The organism is Streptomyces solicavernae, assembly GCF_029968095.1.
In the GTDB taxonomy this organism is placed as follows: domain Bacteria; phylum Actinomycetota; class Actinomycetes; order Streptomycetales; family Streptomycetaceae; genus Streptomyces; species Streptomyces solicavernae.
On the sequence record NZ_JASCIR010000004.1, the window covers coordinates 303,774 to 321,019 of the forward strand.

Genomic DNA, 17,246 nt, shown 5'->3' on the forward strand with positions numbered 1-17,246 from the left:
TGCGGCGGGACTTCCGCGTACACCGTGCGCTGGACGGGACCGTCCTCTTCCATCTGGCGCAGGTGCTGGGTCAGCATCTTCTCGCTCACCCCCGGCAGCGCGCGGCGCAGTTCGGCGAAGCGCCGGATGCCGTGCGAGTGCAGCTCCCAGAGGACGAGGCCCTTCCACTTGCCGCTGACGACGTCGAGTGCGGCGTCGATCCCGCAGATGTAGGGGCCGTTGCGCGGTGCGAACCCCCCGAAAGAACAAGCCAGTTGAACCAGGCCGGCCTGCTCGGCCTCGGCGCGATGGGCAGCGCCCTGGCGTCCGCGCTGCTCGGCGGGCGGCCTCTCCGTGACCGTCTGGAACCGTACCCCTGGCCGTGCCACGGAGCTGGTGGCCCGTGGCGCTCGGGCCGCGGGCTCGGTCCGCGAGGCAGTGGCGGCGAGCCCGGTGGTCGTTGCCTGGCTCTTCGACCACGCCTCGGTCCAAGAGACCCTCGGTCCGGTCGCCGAGGAGCTGCGCGGCCGCACCCTCCTCAACCTCACGACCACCACGCCGAACGAGTCCCGGGAAATCGCCTCATGGGCGGCCGATAACGGCATCGACTACCTCAACGGCGCCATCATGGCCGTGCCCGCCATGATCGGATCCCGCGACGGCCAGATCTTCTGCAGCGGTTCGCGGGCCGCCTACGACGCCCTGCTGCCGACCTCCGACCTCTGGGCCCCGAGCGAGTTCCACGGAGTGGACGCCGGGCGGGCCGCGCTGGTGGACCTGGCGATGCTGTCGGGGATGTACCAGATGTTCGCGGGCTTCTTCCACGGCGCCGCGATGGCCGCCTCCGCGGGGATGAGCGCGTCCGGGTTCGCCGCCCGGCAGGCCCCGTTCCTGTCCGCCATGACCCAGGAACTCGCCGACCTCGCGAAGATCGTCGACGGCGGGGACTACACCGTCCCGGGCCAACAGAGCCTGGAGTTCTCCGACCTGGCGCACCTCGTGCGCGCCAGCGAGGAGGAGGGCGTCGACCCCGCCCCGATCGCCGCCGTCCAGGCGCTCATCAGCCGCGAGATCGCCGCGGGCCACGGCACGGAGGGGTTCGCGCGGATCTACGAGGGCCTGCGCGCCGAAGCCTCCTCCCCCACCACCACGAACTCCTCCTCCACCACCACGAACGAAAGGGACGCCGCGTGAACGCCACGCCCGTCACGCTCATCGGCCTCGGCCCCATGGGTCAGGCCATGGTCCGCTCGCTGCTCGCCGCCGGTCACCCGGTCACGGTCTGGAACCGCACCGCGGGCCGGGCCGACGGCGTCGTCGCCGACGGCGCCGTCCTGGCCGCCTCGCCCGCCGAGGCGGTTGCCGCGAGTGAGCTGGTCATCCTCAGCCTCACCGACTACCAGGCGATGTACGACGTACTCCGCGCCGCCGGAACGGCCCTGGCCGGTCGCACCATCGTCAACCTCAGCTCGGACACCCCCGACCGCGCCCGCGAGGCCGAGGCCTGGGCGGCCGGGCACGGGGCGCGGTTCGTCACCGGCGGGGTGATGACGCCCGCGCCGATGGTGGGCACCGACGCCGCGTACGTGTACTACAGCGGGCCGTCCGAGGCGTTCGAGGCGCACCGCCCGGCGCTGGCCCGGATCGGAGCGCCGCGCTACCTCGGGGAGGACGCGGGCCTCGCGCAGTTGATGTACCAGGCCCACCTGGACGTCTTCCTGACGAGCCTCTCGGCGCTGATGCACGCGACGGCGCTGCTCGGCTCGGCCGGGATCACCGCCGCTGAGGCGGTCCCGGAGCTGATGCCGACGCTGGCCGACATCCCGGCGATGCTCCAGGCGGGCGAGGAGAACGTCGGCGCGCAGATCGACGCGGGCGAGCATCCGGGGCACCTGAGCACGGCGACGATGATGGGCGCCACGGCGGACCACATCGTCGCCACGAGCGCCGCCGTCGGGATCGACCTGACGCTGCCGCGCGCTGTCCGGTCCCACTATCACCGAGCGATCGCCGACGGCCACGGGAAGGAGAACTGGACCCGGATCATCGACGGCATCCGCGATCCGGACCAGCCCCGCTGAGCGTGCGTGCCGTGGTCCGGGACGTCATGGGGGTCCCTCCCTGAATGTGATGTCTCAGTGTGTCATCACTTGTTAGGGTCGGGGTATGGCGAGGTGGGATTCCGGCACGCAGGCGCGTCTGGCGAAGGCGGCACTTGAGCTCTTCATGGAGCGCGGGTACGACGACGTGACGGTGACGCACATCGCGGAGCGCGCCGGGATCACCCGCCGCTCGTACTTCCGCTACTTCCCCGACAAGCGCGCGGTGTTGTTCGCGGGCTCGGAGAAACTGCCGCCCGCGGTCTACAAGGCCGTACGCGCGGCCCACCGCGATACGCCGCCCATGGCGGCGGCCCTTGAGGCCCTTGCCCGGGTCGGCGCACAGCTTGTCGAGCAGTCTCAGGACGCGGCGGAGCGCCGCGCGGTGATCGACGCCAGCCCGGAACTCCAGGAACGCGACCGGACGAAGCGCGCGGAGGTCGCCGCGTCGATCGCCACGGCACTGACGGACCGCGGCACGGACCGAGACACCGCGCGACTCGTGGCGCAGACCGCGACCATCGTCTACGAGAACGCCCTCGCGCGATGGATCGAAGCGGCCGACGGCGAGAACTTCGCCTCCTGCCTCGACGCGATGACGACCTCGCTCCGAGAGGCGATCCTCAGCTCCACCGCGCGCTGACGAAGGCGTCCCAGGCGGCCGGTTCGACGGCGAGGACCGGTCCGCCGGGGTTCTTGGAGTCGCGGATGTGCACGGCGGCGGGGTGGGCGGCGACCTCTACGCAGGCGCCGCCCTCGCTGCCGCTGTGGGTCGACTTCCGCCAGTCGTAGGCGACTTCGAGGCAGTTGCCGCCCTCGTCGCCGCTGTAGCTGGACTTGAACCAGTTCATGTTTCTCCTGCCAGATCGTCCAGCAGGCCCATGCTTTCCTCGGGGCTGAGGGCCTGTGATCGCAGCATCCCATACTTCTGTTGGAGGACACTGACCTCGTCTGGATCATCGACGAGGAAGCTCACGCGTTGGCCTTCGATATAGGCCAGTTGGTCATGGTCGGGAGTCTCAAGCAGCACCATGGCGCCGTTGAGACCGGCGTGGGTCTCCCGCTGCGTGGGGATGATCTGCAAGCCCAGGAAGGGGAGTTCGGCGCAGCGGCGCAGATGCCGGAGCTGTTCGCGTAGAACGTGTGGCCCGCCGATGGGCCGCTGCAGCACCACCTCCTCCACCAGGTAGCTCATCATCGGCGGCCACGGTTCGCGCTCGAAGATCCGGTGCCGGTTCAGTCGCGCTTTTACCCGGTCCTCGCGCTCTTCGGGAGTGATGGGCGGGAACAGGCAACCGAAGACCGCCGCCGCGTACTCCTCTGTCTGTAACAGGCCCGGCACTACCTGGTTCTCGTACGAGTACAAGGTCAGCGCCTCCTGCTCGTAGTCGATCAAGTCCTGAACGAACACAGGAAACTTCTCCCGCTCCGGCACCTTCTCGACCGCCGTCGCCAACGCCCGCTCGGTCTCCAGCAGATCGTCCATGCTGCGCGCGAGCGCGATCTGCAAGGGGCGCCGCCCCTGCTCGATCGACGCCATCTTGTCCTCGCTGATGCGCAACGTCCGCGCCAGCTCCGGCTGGGTCATCCCGGCGTACCGGCGGAAGTTGGCGACCTGCGCGCCGATCGCGTGCCAAGAGGTGGTCCTCTTGCGCCGCTTCTTCGGTGGGTTCATGCGCATCCCGTTCCCCGTTCCGGACCGCGTGCGATCCGATGTGACTCGTGCATAGCCGATGTACGACCTGACGCACTGCCTCAGCGTAGTCACTGCCTGTGACAGTCGCCGCATGAACGAGAAAGCCCAACTCCCTTCCGTGCGCGAGGCGTTCTACCTGAGGGAGCGCAGGTCCGTCTCGCGCGCCCGTGAACTCGCCCGGCGCGCCCTCAAGGACTGGGACCTCACCCGGCGTGCCGACGACGTGGCGCTGTGCGTGAGCGAACTCGCCACCAACGCCCTGCTGCACGGCGTACCGCCGGGACGCGGCTATCTGCTGCGGATCGCCGCACGCGCGGACGGCGCCGTACGAGTCGAGGTGCACGACAGCGGCGGCGGAGAGGTGCGGTCGCCCGGCGCGGAGCCGGAGGACGAGGGCGGGCGCGGGCTGCACCTGGTCGGCGCGCTCGCGGACCGGTGGGGGGTGGGGCAGCGGGTGCCGGGCAAGGTCGTGTGGTGCGAGTTCGACGGCGATTGTCAGTGGCGGGTGGCACGATCGGACGTATGACGGAGACCTTGGAGTTCGCGGACCTGGCCGGGCTGGAGGGCTGGCTGGAGCGGCATCACGACGTGCAGGCCGGGCTCTGGGTGAAGGTCGCCAAGAAGGGCTCGGGCATCGCGTCGGTGACGGCGGGCGAGGTGAACGACGCGGCGCTGTGCTGGGGCTGGATCACCGGTCAGCGCAAGGCAGTTGACGCGGCGTACTACGTCCAGAAGATCACGCCGAGACGGGCGCGCAGCGTGTGGTCGCAGGTGAACGTGCGCAGGGTCGCGGAGCTGATCGCCGACGGGCGGATGCGGGAGCCGGGGCTCGCGGAGATCGAGGCGGCGAAGGCGGACGGCCGCTGGGACGCGGCGTACGCCTCACAGAAGGACGCCACCGTCCCGGAGGATCTCGCGGCGGCGCTCGACGCGGACCCGAAGGCGAGACGGGCGTACGAGAACCTGGGCCGGACGGACGCGTATCTCGTGCTGCTGCCGCTCCTGAAGGCGCGTACGGCCGAGGCGCGGGAGGCCGCGCTGCGCGCGGCGGTGGCCCGGCTCGGGGCATGAGCGCCCGCCCTCCGACGGGGGAGCGGAGGGCGGGCGCAGCTCATGGGGGAGGGTTCCCGGGGCCCGGGGGACCCCGCCTCGCGGACGCCCGGGGTTCTCCCAGGCCTCGCGGACGGTTACTTCTTGATCGCCGAGATGTCGAAGTTCAGCTTGATCTTGTCCGAGATGAGCACGCCACCGGTCTCAAGCGCGGCGTTCCAGGTCAGGTCCCACTCCGAGCGCAGGATCTCCGCCTTGCCCTCGAAGCCGACGCGCTCGTTGCCGAACGGGTCCTTCGCCGAGCCGTTGTACTCCAGGTCGATCGTGACCGGCTTCGTGACGCCCTTGATGGTGAGGTCGCCGGTGATCCGGTAGTCGTCGCCGCCGAGGGCCTCGGCCGAGGTGGAGCGGAAGGTCATCGCCGGGAACTGCTCGGCGTCGAAGAAGTCGGCGCTCTTGAGGTGGCCGTCACGGTCCGCGGCGCCGGTGTCGACGCTGTCCATCTTGATGTCGAGGCTCGCGGTGGACGCGGCCGGGTTCGAGCCGTCCAGGCGCAGGCTGCCCTCGAAGTCGAGGAAGGCACCCTTGACGTTCGTGACCATCGCGTGCCGGGCGGTGAAGCCGAGCGCCGAGTGCGACGGGTCGATCGCGTAGTCACCGGTCAGCGCGGCCAGCTCCGGGCTGACACCCGCGGGGGCGGGGACGGTGGCGGTGGTCTCGTTCTTGCGGCCGAAGATGCCCATGACTGCTCCTGAGGGGGACGGGCTCCGGAAAGACTCCGAAGCAGGAGGTTTAACTTTCAACGAGATTCACCGTAGCGCGATGAAGTTCAAATTTCAACAGTTGGGGGAGGCGGGTGGGATTCGGGTGTGTCGGACTCCTTGCCGGGAGCGGCCGCGGCGGTAACGGTATGGACCACGCCGACCGGGGCAACGCCCGTACCCACAGCGGAGGTTGAGACGTGCCGACGACACGCCGTACGTTCCTGACAGCCACGACCGCCACGGCGGCGGGGGCCGCGATGGCCGTACACGGACCACCCGCCAGCGCCGCGCAGGCGGACCCGTACGACACCCTCAGGGCCCGCTGGCTCACCATCCAGCTCGGCACCGGCTACGACCCGGCCGCCGAGCCCTTCGCCGCCCGCCTCAAGGAGACCGGCGAGCTGGCCCGCGGCTTTCGCGCGACCATGGCGCCCACCGCCGACTCCCTGTGGCCCGGCCACTCCTTCGACCCGCCCGCCGGCATCACCCAGAGCTACAGCCGCCTCTGGACGATGACCAGGGCCTACGCCCAGGAAGGCACCGGCCTGACCGGCGACACCGGCCTCCTCGCCGACATCCGCCGCGGCCTCGACCACCTCTCCGCGACCGTCTACAACCCGTCCACCACCCGCTACGGAAACTGGTGGGAGTGGCAGATCGGCTCCCCCCGCCTGCTCCTCGACATCACCGCCACGCTCCACGACGAGCTGAGCGAGGCCCAGCGCGAGGCGGCCTGCGCGGCCGTCGACCACTTCATCCCGGACCGCATGCTCGGCGACTACACCGGCACCTCGACCGGCGCCAACCGCGTCGACCTGTGCCGCTCGGTCGCCCTGCGCGGCGTCGTCGGCAAGAGGCCCGAGAAGATCGCCCTCGCCCGCGACGCCCTCTCCCCGGTCTTCCCGTACGTCACCAAGGGCGACGGGCTCTACGCCGACGGCTCGTTCGTGCAGCACACCTGGGTCGCGTACTCGGGTACGTACGGGCAGGTCCTGCTCGACGGGCTCGGGCGGCTCTTCGCGCTGCTCGCCGGGTCGACGTGGGAAGTGCGGGACCCCAACCGGCAGATCATCCTGGACAGCGTCGAGCACGCCTTCGCGCCGCTCATCCACGACGGGCTGATGATGGACAGCGTCAACGGCCGTGCCATCAGCCGGGGTTATCTGAAGTCCGACGACCGCCGGGTGATGCGCTCCGACCACTTCCACGGCCAGGCCCTGATCGCCGCGATCGCCCTGCTCGCCCAGGGCGCGAGTCCCGCCGAACGGGACCGCTGGCACGGCATGGTCAAGGGCTGGATCGCGCGGGACACGGTCACCCCGATCCTCACCGGCCGCCAGTTCGGCACCGACGACCTGGCCCGGCTGCACACCGTCCAGGCGGCGCCCGTATCCGCCGCGCCCGAACCGGTCGCGCACCGGCTGTTCACGTCCATGGACCGGGCCGTGCACCGGCGCCCCGGCTGGGCCGCGAACATCTCGATGGCCTCGGAGCGGATCGCGTACTACGAGTGCGGCAACGGCGAGAACCCGCGCGGCTGGCACACGGGCGCCGGGATGCTCTATTGGTGGGGGCCCGAGGGGAAGAGCGACCAGTACACCGACTGGTTCTGGCCGACCGTCGACTTCTACCGGCTGCCCGGAACCACCGTGTCCACCAAGCGACTTGCCGACAAGGCGGGCGGCGAGTGGGGCGAGCCGAAGCCCGGCGTGCAGTGGGTCGGCGGCGCCACCGACGGCGAGTTCGCGGCCGTCGGCCAGCATCTGAAGGGGCTCGGCTCCACCCTGGAAGCCCGTAAGTCCTGGTTCTGCGTGGACGATGCGGTGATCTGCCTCGGCGCGGGGATCACAGCGCGCGACGGCGTGCCGGTGGAGACGGTCGTCGACAACCGGAACCTCGGCGAGTCCGGCTCCAACTCCCTTACAGTGAAGGGCCGTTGGGCCCATCTGGAGGGCCACGGCGGCTGGGTCCTGCCCGCGGGCGGACGCCTGCGCACCCTCCGCGAGGACCGCACCGGCGCCTGGTCCGACATCAACACCACCAGCTCCACCGAGCGCCGCACCCGCCGCTGGCAGACCCTGTGGCTCGACCACGGCACCGACCCCACCGACGCCTCGTACGTGTACCTCCTCATGCCCGGCGCCTCGCCTCCCGAGCTGGCCGAGCGCGCCGCCGACCGGGGCTGGCTGCGGATCCTCGCCAACGACGCCGCCCGCCAGGCCGTCGCCGTCCGCTCCCTCGGCCTGACCGCGGCCAACTTCTGGACGCCCGGTACCGTGAGGGGTCTCACCGTCACCGGGCCGTCCAGCGTGCTGCTGCGCCACCGCGGCCGCACCGCCGGTCTCACGGTCAGCGAGCCGACCCGCACCGGGCGGCCCTTCGAGCTCGTCTGGCACCATCGGGCCGCCCGCGTCACCGCGCACGATCCGTCGGTGGAGGTGCTCTCCACCGGGCGCGAACTGCGGCTCCGGATCACTCCGGGGACGGCGGGCGGCGCTCATCACTGCAGGGTCGCGCTCGGCTGAGCCGCTTCGCGGTTTTGTGGAACCCCCACAAGCCGACGCCCCCTTCAGCAGTCACATCAGCTGCACCCCGAAGGGTTCCAGGTACGGTTCTGTCCGGGGGTACCAGGAAAACGGGCCGGAGACTGTGAGGAGTCGACGGCCCGTTTCCTTGGCCGGCTTCGTAAGGTCGCTACATGACCGTTTTGGACGACACCCCGGGCGAGCCCGCCGACGCCCGCGGCCGCGTGGCCGAGCTGCACGAGATCCGCGCGCAGGCGCTGGCCGGACCCAGCGAGAAGGCGACGGCGGCCCAGCACGCGAAGGGCAAGCTGACGGCCCGGGAGCGGATCGAGCTCCTGGTCGACCCGGGTTCGTTCAAGGAGGTCGAGCAGCTGCGCCGGCACCGGGCGACCGGATTCGGCCTGGAGAGCAAGAAGCCCCACACGGACGGCGTCATCACGGGCTGGGGCACGGTCGAGGGCCGGACGGTCTTCGTCTACGCGCACGACTTCCGGATCTTCGGCGGCGCGCTCGGCGAGGCGCACGCCACGAAGATCCACAAGATCATGGACATGGCCATCGCCGCGGGTGCGCCGCTGGTCTCCCTGAACGACGGCGCGGGCGCCCGTATCCAGGAGGGCGTCTCGGCGCTCGCCGGTTACGGCGGGATCTTCCAGCGCAACACCAGGGCGAGCGGTGTCATCCCGCAGATCTCGGTCATGCTCGGCCCGTGCGCGGGCGGCGCCGCCTACTCGCCCGCCCTGACGGACTTCGTGTTCATGGTGCGGGACACCTCGCAGATGTTCATCACCGGCCCGGACGTCGTGAAGGCCGTGACCGGCGAGGAGATCACCCAGAACGGGCTCGGCGGCGCGGACGTGCACGCGGAGACCTCGGGCGTCGCGCACTTCGCGTACGACGACGAGGAGACCTGCATCGCGGAGGTCCGCTACCTCCTGTCGATGCTGCCGCAGAACAACCGCGAGAACCCGCCCGCCCACCCCTCCGACGACCCGGCCGACCGCCGCTCGGACGTGCTCCTGGACCTGGTCCCGGCGGACGGCAACCGGCCGTACGACATGCACAAGGTCATCGAGGAACTCGTCGACGACGGCGACTACCTGGAGGTCCACGAGCGGTGGGCGCGCAACATCGTGTGCGCGCTGGCCCGGCTCGACGGGCAGGTCGTCGGCATCGTCGCGAACCAGCCGCAGTCCCTTGCCGGTGTCCTGGACATCGAGGCCTCGGAAAAGGCCGCGCGTTTTGTGCAGATGTGCGACGCCTTCAACATCCCGATCGTGACGCTGCTCGACGTGCCGGGCTTCCTGCCCGGTGTGGACCAGGAGCACGGCGGCATCATCCGGCACGGCGCGAAGCTGCTGTACGCGTACTGCAACGCCACGGTGCCGCGGATCTCGCTCATCCTGCGGAAGGCGTACGGCGGTGCTTACATCGTCATGGACTCGCAGTCGATCGGCGCGGACCTGACGTACGCCTGGCCGACCAACGAGATCGCGGTGATGGGCGCGGAAGGCGCCGCCAACGTGATCTTCCGGCGGCAGATCGCCGACGCGGAGGACCCGGAGGCGATGCGGGCGCGGATGGTCAAGGAGTACAAGGCCGAGCTGATGCACCCGTACTACGCGGCCGAGCGCGGCCTCGTCGACGACGTCATCGACCCCGCCGAGACCCGCGAGGTCCTGATCGCCTCGCTGGCGATGCTCAGCAACAAGCACGCGGACCTGCCGTCCCGCAAGCACGGCAACCCGCCCCAGTGACTTCTCGTCCCGACTCTTACGTTACGGAGACCCCGAACTCATGAGCACTCCTACTTCTGCCGATCACCTGCTGCGGGTCGAGAAGGGGCATGCCGAGCCGGAGGAGCTGGCGGCCATCACCGCCGTCCTGATGGCCCGCGCGGCCGCGCAGCCGCAGGCGCCGGCGCCGACGCGCGGTCGTACGAAGGCGGGTTGGCGCCGCCTGGAACGCACGCCGGGCTTCCGTGCCCCGCACAGCTGGCAGGGCTGAGGCCTTCCTCCCGGCTCCTGGGCCCCCCGTCACGCACCCTCGTGGCGGGGGGCCCATGCTTTCCCCCACCCCACCCCACCCCACCCCTTCCCGAAAGTCTGCGGCGCCGTCGTTCGGCTTTCGCGCCGTCGTGGCTGGTCGCGCAGTTCCCCGCGCCCCTTTCGGGGCACACCATTCAGGTAGAAAAAGTCCCGCACCCCCAACCAGGGGTACGGGACCAGAGAGCCGAGCGGCAGCGCGCTAGCGCAGGCGGGCCATCAACGCGTGCTCGACCAGCGTGATCAGCGCCGACTTCGCGTCCCCACGGTGGCGGGCGTCGGTCGTGATGATCGGAGTGTCGGGGCCGATCTGCAGCGCCTCGCGGACCTCGTCCGGCTGGTACGGCTGGTGCCCGTCGAACCCGTTGAGCGCGATGACGAACGGCAGGCCCGAGTTCTCGAAGTAGTCCACCGCCGGGAAGCAGTCGGCGAGACGGCGCGTGTCGACAAGGACGACGGCGCCGATCGCACCCCGCACCAGGTCGTCCCACATGAACCAGAACCGGTCCTGACCGGGCGTACCGAAGAGGTACAGGATCAGGTCCTGGTCGAGCGTGATGCGGCCGAAGTCCATCGCGACCGTCGTGGTCGTCTTGTCGCCGGTGTGCGTCAGGTCGTCGATGCCCGCCGACGCCGACGTCATCACAGCTTCCGTGCGCAGCGGGTTGATCTCCGAGACGGCGCCGACGAACGTGGTCTTGCCCACGCCGAAGCCGCCCGCCACCACGATCTTCGCGCTGGTGGTAGAGCGGGCTGCACCGCCGCTAGAGCTTGCGAAGTCCACTGAGCACCCTTTCGAGCAGTGTCACATCTGGCTGTCCGCCGGCGTTCTCGTCGCCGCCGGGCTGGTGGATGGCCACGAGTCCGGCTTCCGCGAGGTCCGCGACCAGGATCCGGGCCACCCCGAGGGGGATGGAGAGCAGTGCCGAGATCTCCGCGACGGACTTGATCTCCCGGCACAGGTTGCAGATCCGCTGGTGCTCCGGGAGCTGTCCCTGGAGCTGGTGCGGCTGCGCCGTGGTGTGCACCAGCGCCTCGATGGCGAGCTGGTACCGCGGCCTGGTGCGTCCGCCCGTCATGGCGTACGGACGCACGAGCGGGTTGTGCGCACCCCCGGCCGGCTGCTGCTCCGCGGGGCGCGGCTGCGGCTGCACGGGCTGGATGCGCGGTGCCTGCTGCTCGTACGGGGCGCGCGGCGCCGGCGGGCGCTGCTGGTCGTACGGCTGCTGCGGGCGCTGCGGAGGCGGTGCGTACGGCTGCTGCTGCCGACGGCTGGGTGCGGAGGGGAAGTTGTAGCGGTTCGGCGTGCCCTCGCCGCCCTGGCCGCCCTGGGCCTGGCCGTATGACCAGTTGGCCGAAGACGAACCCTCTGGGGGTGTTGCGCCACTTGCCACGTGCTTCCTCCTCCGACTGTGCCGGGCATCCATCAAAGTGGTGCCGCGCCCCGAACCTTACGGCCACGGAACGCGAATACGCACTGCCTGTCTGCTAGTTGAGAACTAGTTGAGAAGGCTTCCCTGCAGCTCTGCGCGCAGGTCGGGGGTGAGGACGGTGCCCGCCCGGTCGACGAGAAGCGCCATCTCGTACCCGATGAGACCGATGTCCGCTTCCGGGTGTGCGAGTACGGCAAGGGAGGAGCCGTCGGAAATGGACATGATGAAGAGAAATCCTCGCTCCATCTCCACAACTGTCTGATTCACGCTGCCGCCCTCGAAGATGCGGGACGCGCCCGCGGTCAACGAGGTCAGACCCGAAGCGACGGCCGCCAGCTGGTCGGCGCGGTCGCGGGGGAACCCTTCGGACATCGCCAGAAGGAGTCCGTCGGCGGAGACCACCACTGTGTGGGAGACACCGGGGGTGTTCTCCACGAAGTTGGTGATCAACCAGTTCAGGTTCTGCGCCGCCTGGCTCATCGGGCTCACACTAACGCTCCTGGTTGTAGTTTCCACCAGGACCACTGTGGTTGTTCCCAGTGGCCTGGCCGTTCGAGTCGCTTCCTGCGTCACGTCCCCGCTGGACGCCGCGGCGCAGGTTGCTCAGCCTGCCCCGTACGTCCTCGGGGGCGCGGGAGACCTGGGGCCCGCCCTGCGGGGTCTGCTCCGCCGTGCCCTCGACCAGGTTGGCCTTGGGCACCCGGCGCGGCAGCCCCGAGGCGGTGACCCCGCCGGCCCTGGGCTGGCGGAGCTGCTCGGCGCGCTGCCAGCGGTCGTCGTTGGCGGAACGCCAATCGTCGTCGCCGGCACCGTTGCCGTCCGCTCCTGCGGGTGCGTGCTCCGCCTGCGGCTGCGGGGGAGTGCTGTCCCGGACCGGTCCCGGCGTCCACACGTCGCCGGCCGCTTCCCGGTGGCCGTTGCCCGTGGGGGTGGAGCCGCGGCGGGGCAGGCCGGCGTCCGTCAGCTCGTGCACAGCCGAAGGGGCAGGTCCCTGACGGTCGAAGCCTACGCGCTCACGGTCCGCTTCGGGAGCGCTGGGAGCAGATTCCGGTTCCGGCTCGTAACCGTTCCCGAAGGCGTCCGCCGGGGCGCCCTGCTGCTGCCAACCACCCTGCTGGGGTTGGCCGTTGTAGTCGGCGTACGTGTCGTACGGGTCCTGGGCGGGGTTCTGCTGCGCGCCCTGGCCGGCGAAGCCCTGGTCCGCGTACCCGGATTCCGGATAGCCGTCGTAGCCGCCGTCCTGGGGTGCGTAACCCGGCCCGTGGCCGCCGTGCTCGGCGTACGCGTCCTGCTGCTCGTAGCCGCCCTGGTGCGCGTACGCGTCCGGCCGGCCGTCGTACGCGTCCTGCCGCGCGTAGTCCTGGACGCCCTGGTCGTACTCCTGGCCGCCCTGGCCGTACGCCTGCTGCGGGGCCTCGTCGCGGAAGAGGGGGCGGTCGCCGGACTGGGACTCCAGGGCGGCGCGGCGCTCCTCGCGGAGCAGGGAGCGGCCCACCGGGTCGAGGTTCGGGTTGCCCTCGTCGTAGCGGCTGTCGTCGAAGCCGAGCTCGGCGGCGGTGCGCAGCGGCGGGGCCTCGTACGCGGGCGCCTGCTGCTGCTCGGGCACGATCCGGGAGACCGTGAACTCGCTCTCCGGCAGGTCGTTGCCGCTGCCGCCGTGCGTGATGGCGTCCGGAAGCATGACGAGCGAGGTGGTGCCGGCCTGCTCGCCGGAGGGGCGGAGCTGGACGCGGATGCTGTGCCGGTCGGACAGGCGGCCGACCACGAACAGGCCCATGCGCTGCGAGATCGCCGCGTCCACGGTCGGCGGGTTGGCCAGCTTGTGGTTGATGTCCGCGAAGTCCTCGGCGGTGAGGCCGATGCCCTTGTCGTGGATCTCGATCATGACCCGGCCGTCGGGCAGCCGGGTGGCCGTCACCCGGACCTTGGTCTGCGGGGAGGAGAACGTGGTGGCGTTCTCCAGGAGCTCGGCGAGCAGGTGCACCAGGTCGGTCACGGCGCGGCCGTGGATCTCGGCCTCCGGGACACCGGCGAGCTCGATGCGCTCGTACTGCTCCACCTCGGAGGAGGCGGCGCGCAGCACGTCGACCAGCGGGACCGGCTGGTCCCAGCGGCGGCCCGGCTCCTCGCCGGCGAGGACCAGCAGGTTCTCGCCGTTGCGGCGCATACGGGTCGCGAGGTGGTCCAGGCGGAAGAGGTTCTCCAGCTGGTCCGGGTCGGCCTCGTTGTTCTCCAGGTCGGTGATCAGGGTCAACTGGCCCTCGATCAGCGACTGGTTGCGGCGCGACAGGTTGGTGAAGATCGCGTTGACGTTGCCCCGGAGCAGGGCCTGCTCGGCGGCGAGCCGGACGGCCTCGCGGTGCACCTGGTCGAAGGCGCGGGCGACCTCGCCGATCTCGTCCTGCGTGGTGATCGGGATGGGCTCGACGCGGGTGTCGACCCGGCCCGGGTCGGTGCGGGACAGCTGGTCGACCAGCATCGGCAGGCGCTGCTCGGCCACGTCGAAGGCGGCGGTGCGCAGCCGGCGCATGCTGGTGCTCATCTGGCGGGCCATGAGACCGGCGACGATGAACGCGGCGAGCACGGCGGCGACCACGATCGCGCCGCTGATGTACGCGTCCCGCTCGGCGTCGTCGGCGATCTTTGCGGACTCGGCGACCGCCTTGTCGATCAGCTCGGTCTCGATCTCGCGGTAGCCGTCGAACTTGGAGGTGGTGGCGGCGAACCAGGCCTCCGGCGTGACGCCCTGGGCACGCAGGGTGGAGGGCTTCGCACCGCTGCCGATCAGCTTGATCATCTCTTCGACAGAGGGCGGCGGGGTGACCTCCTGGCCCTTCGCGCGGGCCTCCCGCGCGGCCGCGGCCAGCTTCTTCTTGCCCTCTGCCTGCTTGTCCGCCATCACGGACTTGAGGTTCTGCTCGTCCTGCTCGGTGCCGGCGGAGATGTACTCGTTGATCGCGATGTACTCAAGGTACGCGTACGAGCTGAACGCCGTGGACTGGCCCTGCAGCGTCTTCGCGTCCGAGGCGGGGCGGATCAGGAGGTGCATGCCGATGGAGCGCTGCAGCGACACGGCGGCCTTGGACAGCGAGATGGCGTAAATCGTCCGGCCGTAGCTGGTGATGTTGCCGGTGCCGAGGCCGAGCTCGTTGGCGAACTCCATCAGGGAGTGCTGGACCTCGACGTAGCCCTCTTCGGTCTTCACCGGGTCCATGGCGCGGGTGTAGGCCGACTTGCGCAGGTCCGCGAGCTTGGACTCGTTCTCCTTGAAGAGCGAGAGGCGCCGCTCCAGGCCCTGCTTCTCCGGCATGTCCTCGACGGCCTCGTCGAAGGCGGCCTTCGCGGCGTCGGTGGCGTCGCGGGCCTTGTCGACCGTGCCGTTCGCGCCCTTGCCGCTGAGCAGCGGGGCGGCGGACAGGTCACGTTCATTGAGCAGCGCCTGGCCGTAGTTCTCGGCGGCGCGCACGATCAGCGCGGTCTTCTCCGCGTCCTCGGCCTCGCTCCACGTGTCAATGTCGCCCTTGACCTGGAAGGTGCCCATGACGATGGCGACGATCACGGGTATGAGGAGAATCGCGTTCAGGCGGGTCGCCACCCGCCAGTTGCGGGGCGAGAGCCTGCTCCCGCTGCCGGTCGGCGCCGCGTCGGCCCCGGACACCGGCGCCGGCGTGGGGGCGGGTGCCGCAGCTCCGCGCGACGGCGGGGTGAAGTTGCCCCGCTCCTGCGGCTCGGGGCTGTTCTTGCTTCGCCTCACTCGACCAACAACCTCTCGGCGAGGGCACCTGCATCGTGCCGCTTCGTCTTCATGCCCCGGCTACTGGGCAGTTCAGCGAATTTCAGCACGTCAGCGGCGGCTCCTCCAAACAGTGGGGAGAGCTTGATTCCGGTGACCTGCGCCTCAGATAAAACGGGCATAAAGAGGGAGGTCCGGCAAAAGGTGAGCGTGATGTGAGCGCAGCGGTACCGCGTGAACGCAAGCCGTGTTGGCCGTGGCGGAATTCTCTGTCGAAACGTTATGAACACCCGGGCGGGCCGTGTCAAAGGACACAGCCCGCTCCAGGGGGCCTACGGCAACTGCCTTACGCCGTCGCCGACTTGAGCCGTATCCGCCGGACAGGCCCTACCGCAGCCGGGCCATCAGCGCGTGCTCGACCAGCGTGATCAGCGCCGACTTGGCGTCCGAGCGGTGCCGGGCGTCGGTCGTGATGATCGGGGTGTCGGGGCCGATCTGCAGGGCTTCGCGGACCTCGTCCGGCTGGTACGGCTGGTGTCCTTCGAAGCCGTTGAGGGCGACGACGAACGGCAGGCCCGAGTTCTCGAAGTAGTCCACCGCCGGGAAGCAGTCGGCGAGACGGCGCGTGTCGACAAGGACGACGGCGCCGATCGCCCCCCGCACCAGGTCGTCCCACATGAACCAGAACCGGTCCTGACCGGGCGTACCGAAGAGGTACAGGATCAGGTCCTGGTCGAGCGTGATGCGGCCGAAGTCCATGGCCACCGTGGTGGTGGTCTTGTCGCCGGTGTGCGTCAGGTCGTCGATGCCTGCCGAGGCCGACGTCATGACGGCTTCCGTGCGCAGCGGGTTGATCTCCGAGACGGCGCCGACGAACGTGGTCTTGCCCACGCCGAAGCCGCCCGCCACCACGATCTTCGCGGACGTGGTGGAACGACCCGACGAGCCCGGGTCGTTAGAGCTTGCGAAGTCCACTGAGCACCCTTTCGAGCAGTGTCACATCTGGCTGTCCGCCGGCGCTCTCGTCGCCGCCGGGCTGGTGGATGGCCACGAGGCCCGCCTCGGCGAGGTCCGCGACCAGGATCCGCGCCACCCCGAGCGGCATACCGAGGAGCGCGGACACCTCGGCCACCGACTTCACCTCACGGCAGAGGTGGCAGATCCGCTGGTGCTCGGGGAGCAGCCCCATCAGCTGGGCCGGGTCGGCCGTCGTGCTGACCAGCGCCTCGATGGCGAGCTGGTAGCGCGGCCGGGTCCGGCCACCGGTCATCGCGTACGGACGCACCAGTGGCTGGTCGCCCTCAGGCCCGTACGCGGAATGGCCTCCGTACGGATCGTGAGCGGCGGTGGGCGGGGTCATGGATCCTCCGGTCTTGGACAGCAAGTGGTCGGCTAGCCGTCTTACGGGGCCGGTGGGGGACGGGCCGGACGGGTGGGCGGGGTGCGCTGCGGTGCGCACGCCTGGCTGGTGCTCCTGGCTGGTGCTACCTGGCTGGTACTCCTGGCTAGTGCAGCAGGCTCCCCTGGAGTTCGGCGCGCAGGTCCGGGGTGAGCACGCTGCCCGCCCGGTCGACGAGGAGCGCCATCTCGTATCCGACGAGGCCGATGTCGCACTCGGGGTGCGCCAGTACGGCAAGCGAGGAACCGTCGGAGACGGACATGATGAAGAGGAAGCCGCGCTCCATCTCCACCACGGTCTGGTTGACCGGCCCGCCCTCGAAGATGCGGGACGCGCCCGCGGTGAGGGAGGTCAGGCCGGACGCGACCGCCGCCAGCTGGTCGGCGCGGTCCCGCGGGAAACCGTCGGACATCGCGAGCAGCAGACCGTCGGCCGACACCACCACCGTGTGGGAAACACCGGGGGTGTTGTCCACGAAGTTGGTGATCAACCAGTTCAGGTTCTGCGCCGCCTGGCTCATCGG

At 70.3% G+C, this 17,246-nt stretch carries 18 protein-coding genes and 1 pseudogene; 8 read left to right on the top strand and 11 right to left on the bottom strand.

From position 1 onward, the window contains the following. Nucleotides 1-2: 2 nt before the first annotated feature. Nucleotides 3-254, bottom strand: a pseudogene (locus tag QIS99_RS08020) (winged helix-turn-helix transcriptional regulator); the annotation flags it as partial. A 121-nt stretch (nt 255-375) separates the two neighbouring features. On the opposite strand from QIS99_RS08020, the gene QIS99_RS08025 reads away from it, so the two are divergent. The 3 genes from QIS99_RS08025 to QIS99_RS08035 all read left to right on the top strand — a co-directional run bounded on the left by QIS99_RS08025 (nt 376) and on the right by QIS99_RS08035 (nt 2,721). Continuing rightward, a complete protein-coding gene (locus tag QIS99_RS08025; protein WP_282511865.1) occupies nt 376-1,173 on the top strand; it encodes an imine reductase family protein in 798 nt (265 codons plus the stop codon). Further along, nucleotides 1,170-2,060 carry an NAD(P)-dependent oxidoreductase gene (locus tag QIS99_RS08030; RefSeq protein ID WP_282511867.1) on the top strand — a complete coding sequence of 297 codons (891 nt, stop codon included), beginning with the start codon at nt 1,170-1,172 and terminating at the stop codon, nt 2,058-2,060. Before QIS99_RS08025 ends, QIS99_RS08030 begins: the two co-directional genes overlap by 4 nt. An 85-nt stretch (nt 2,061-2,145) precedes the next feature. After that, the gene (locus QIS99_RS08035; RefSeq protein ID WP_282511869.1) at nt 2,146-2,721 is read left to right on the top strand and encodes a TetR/AcrR family transcriptional regulator; all 576 of its coding nucleotides are present in this window, start codon (nt 2,146-2,148) and stop codon (nt 2,719-2,721) included. On the opposite strand, the gene QIS99_RS08040 is transcribed toward QIS99_RS08035, so the two are convergent. Then, a complete protein-coding gene (locus QIS99_RS08040) occupies nt 2,702-2,929 on the bottom strand; it encodes a DUF397 domain-containing protein (protein ID WP_282511871.1) in 228 nt (75 codons plus the stop codon). The two genes, QIS99_RS08035 and QIS99_RS08040, sit on opposite strands and share 20 nt — an antisense overlap. Continuing rightward, nucleotides 2,926-3,753 (bottom strand): helix-turn-helix domain-containing protein, encoded by an 828-nt coding sequence (locus tag QIS99_RS08045; protein ID WP_282511873.1) that lies wholly within the window; start codon nt 3,751-3,753, stop codon nt 2,926-2,928. The genes QIS99_RS08040 and QIS99_RS08045 overlap by 4 nt, the downstream gene beginning before the upstream one ends. A gap of 112 nt (nt 3,754-3,865) precedes the next feature. On the opposite strand from QIS99_RS08045, the gene QIS99_RS08050 reads away from it, so the two are divergent. Beyond that, complete coding sequence (locus tag QIS99_RS08050; RefSeq protein ID WP_282511895.1) at nt 3,866-4,300, top strand: ATP-binding protein; 435 nt, start codon at nt 3,866-3,868, stop codon at nt 4,298-4,300. After that, the gene (locus tag QIS99_RS08055) at nt 4,297-4,845 is read left to right on the top strand and encodes a YdeI/OmpD-associated family protein (protein ID WP_282511897.1); all 549 of its coding nucleotides are present in this window, start codon (nt 4,297-4,299) and stop codon (nt 4,843-4,845) included. Before QIS99_RS08050 ends, QIS99_RS08055 begins: the two co-directional genes overlap by 4 nt. Nucleotides 4,846-4,961: 116 nt before the next feature. Here QIS99_RS08055 and QIS99_RS08060 read toward each other — a convergent pair whose 3' ends face one another. Beyond that, complete coding sequence (locus QIS99_RS08060; RefSeq protein ID WP_282511898.1) at nt 4,962-5,567, bottom strand: YceI family protein; 606 nt, start codon at nt 5,565-5,567, stop codon at nt 4,962-4,964. Between the two features lie 278 nt (nt 5,568-5,845). Here QIS99_RS08060 and QIS99_RS08065 point away from each other — a divergent pair, with 278 nt between their 5' ends. From QIS99_RS08065 to QIS99_RS08075, 3 genes are all read left to right on the top strand, one after another. After that, the gene (locus QIS99_RS08065; RefSeq protein WP_282511992.1) at nt 5,846-8,113 is read left to right on the top strand and encodes a polysaccharide lyase 8 family protein; all 2,268 of its coding nucleotides are present in this window, start codon (nt 5,846-5,848) and stop codon (nt 8,111-8,113) included. A gap of 173 nt (nt 8,114-8,286) precedes the next feature. After that, nucleotides 8,287-9,870, top strand: a complete 1,584-nt coding sequence (locus QIS99_RS08070; protein ID WP_282511899.1) for an acyl-CoA carboxylase subunit beta — start codon at nt 8,287-8,289, stop codon at nt 9,868-9,870. A gap of 40 nt (nt 9,871-9,910) precedes the next feature. Beyond that, nucleotides 9,911-10,120, top strand: a complete 210-nt coding sequence (locus QIS99_RS08075) for an acyl-CoA carboxylase subunit epsilon (protein ID WP_282511901.1) — start codon at nt 9,911-9,913, stop codon at nt 10,118-10,120. A gap of 240 nt (nt 10,121-10,360) precedes the next feature. Here QIS99_RS08075 and QIS99_RS08080 read toward each other — a convergent pair whose 3' ends face one another. From QIS99_RS08080 to QIS99_RS08110, 7 genes are all read right to left on the bottom strand, one after another. After that, on the bottom strand, nt 10,361-10,942 hold the full coding sequence (locus QIS99_RS08080; protein WP_282511902.1) for a GTP-binding protein: 582 nt from the start codon (nt 10,940-10,942) through the stop codon (nt 10,361-10,363). Further along, the gene (locus QIS99_RS08085) at nt 10,923-11,552 is read right to left on the bottom strand and encodes a DUF742 domain-containing protein (RefSeq protein WP_408909502.1); all 630 of its coding nucleotides are present in this window, start codon (nt 11,550-11,552) and stop codon (nt 10,923-10,925) included. The genes QIS99_RS08080 and QIS99_RS08085 overlap by 20 nt, the downstream gene beginning before the upstream one ends. Before the next feature lie 105 nt (nt 11,553-11,657). Next, the gene (locus QIS99_RS08090) at nt 11,658-12,071 is read right to left on the bottom strand and encodes a roadblock/LC7 domain-containing protein (protein WP_055421938.1); all 414 of its coding nucleotides are present in this window, start codon (nt 12,069-12,071) and stop codon (nt 11,658-11,660) included. A 10-nt stretch (nt 12,072-12,081) separates the two neighbouring features. Next, complete coding sequence (locus QIS99_RS08095) at nt 12,082-15,345, bottom strand: nitrate- and nitrite sensing domain-containing protein (RefSeq protein WP_282511906.1); 3,264 nt, start codon at nt 15,343-15,345, stop codon at nt 12,082-12,084. A 366-nt stretch (nt 15,346-15,711) separates the two neighbouring features. Then, the gene (locus QIS99_RS08100; protein WP_282511908.1) at nt 15,712-16,299 is read right to left on the bottom strand and encodes a GTP-binding protein; all 588 of its coding nucleotides are present in this window, start codon (nt 16,297-16,299) and stop codon (nt 15,712-15,714) included. After that, nucleotides 16,280-16,684, bottom strand: coding sequence for a DUF742 domain-containing protein (locus QIS99_RS08105; RefSeq protein ID WP_282511910.1), 405 nt, complete (start codon nt 16,682-16,684; stop codon nt 16,280-16,282). Before QIS99_RS08105 ends, QIS99_RS08100 begins: the two co-directional genes overlap by 20 nt. Nucleotides 16,685-16,829: 145 nt before the next feature. Then, nucleotides 16,830-17,243 carry a roadblock/LC7 domain-containing protein gene (locus QIS99_RS08110; RefSeq protein WP_282511995.1) on the bottom strand — a complete coding sequence of 138 codons (414 nt, stop codon included), beginning with the start codon at nt 17,241-17,243 and terminating at the stop codon, nt 16,830-16,832. Between the last annotated feature and the right edge of the window lie 3 nt (nt 17,244-17,246).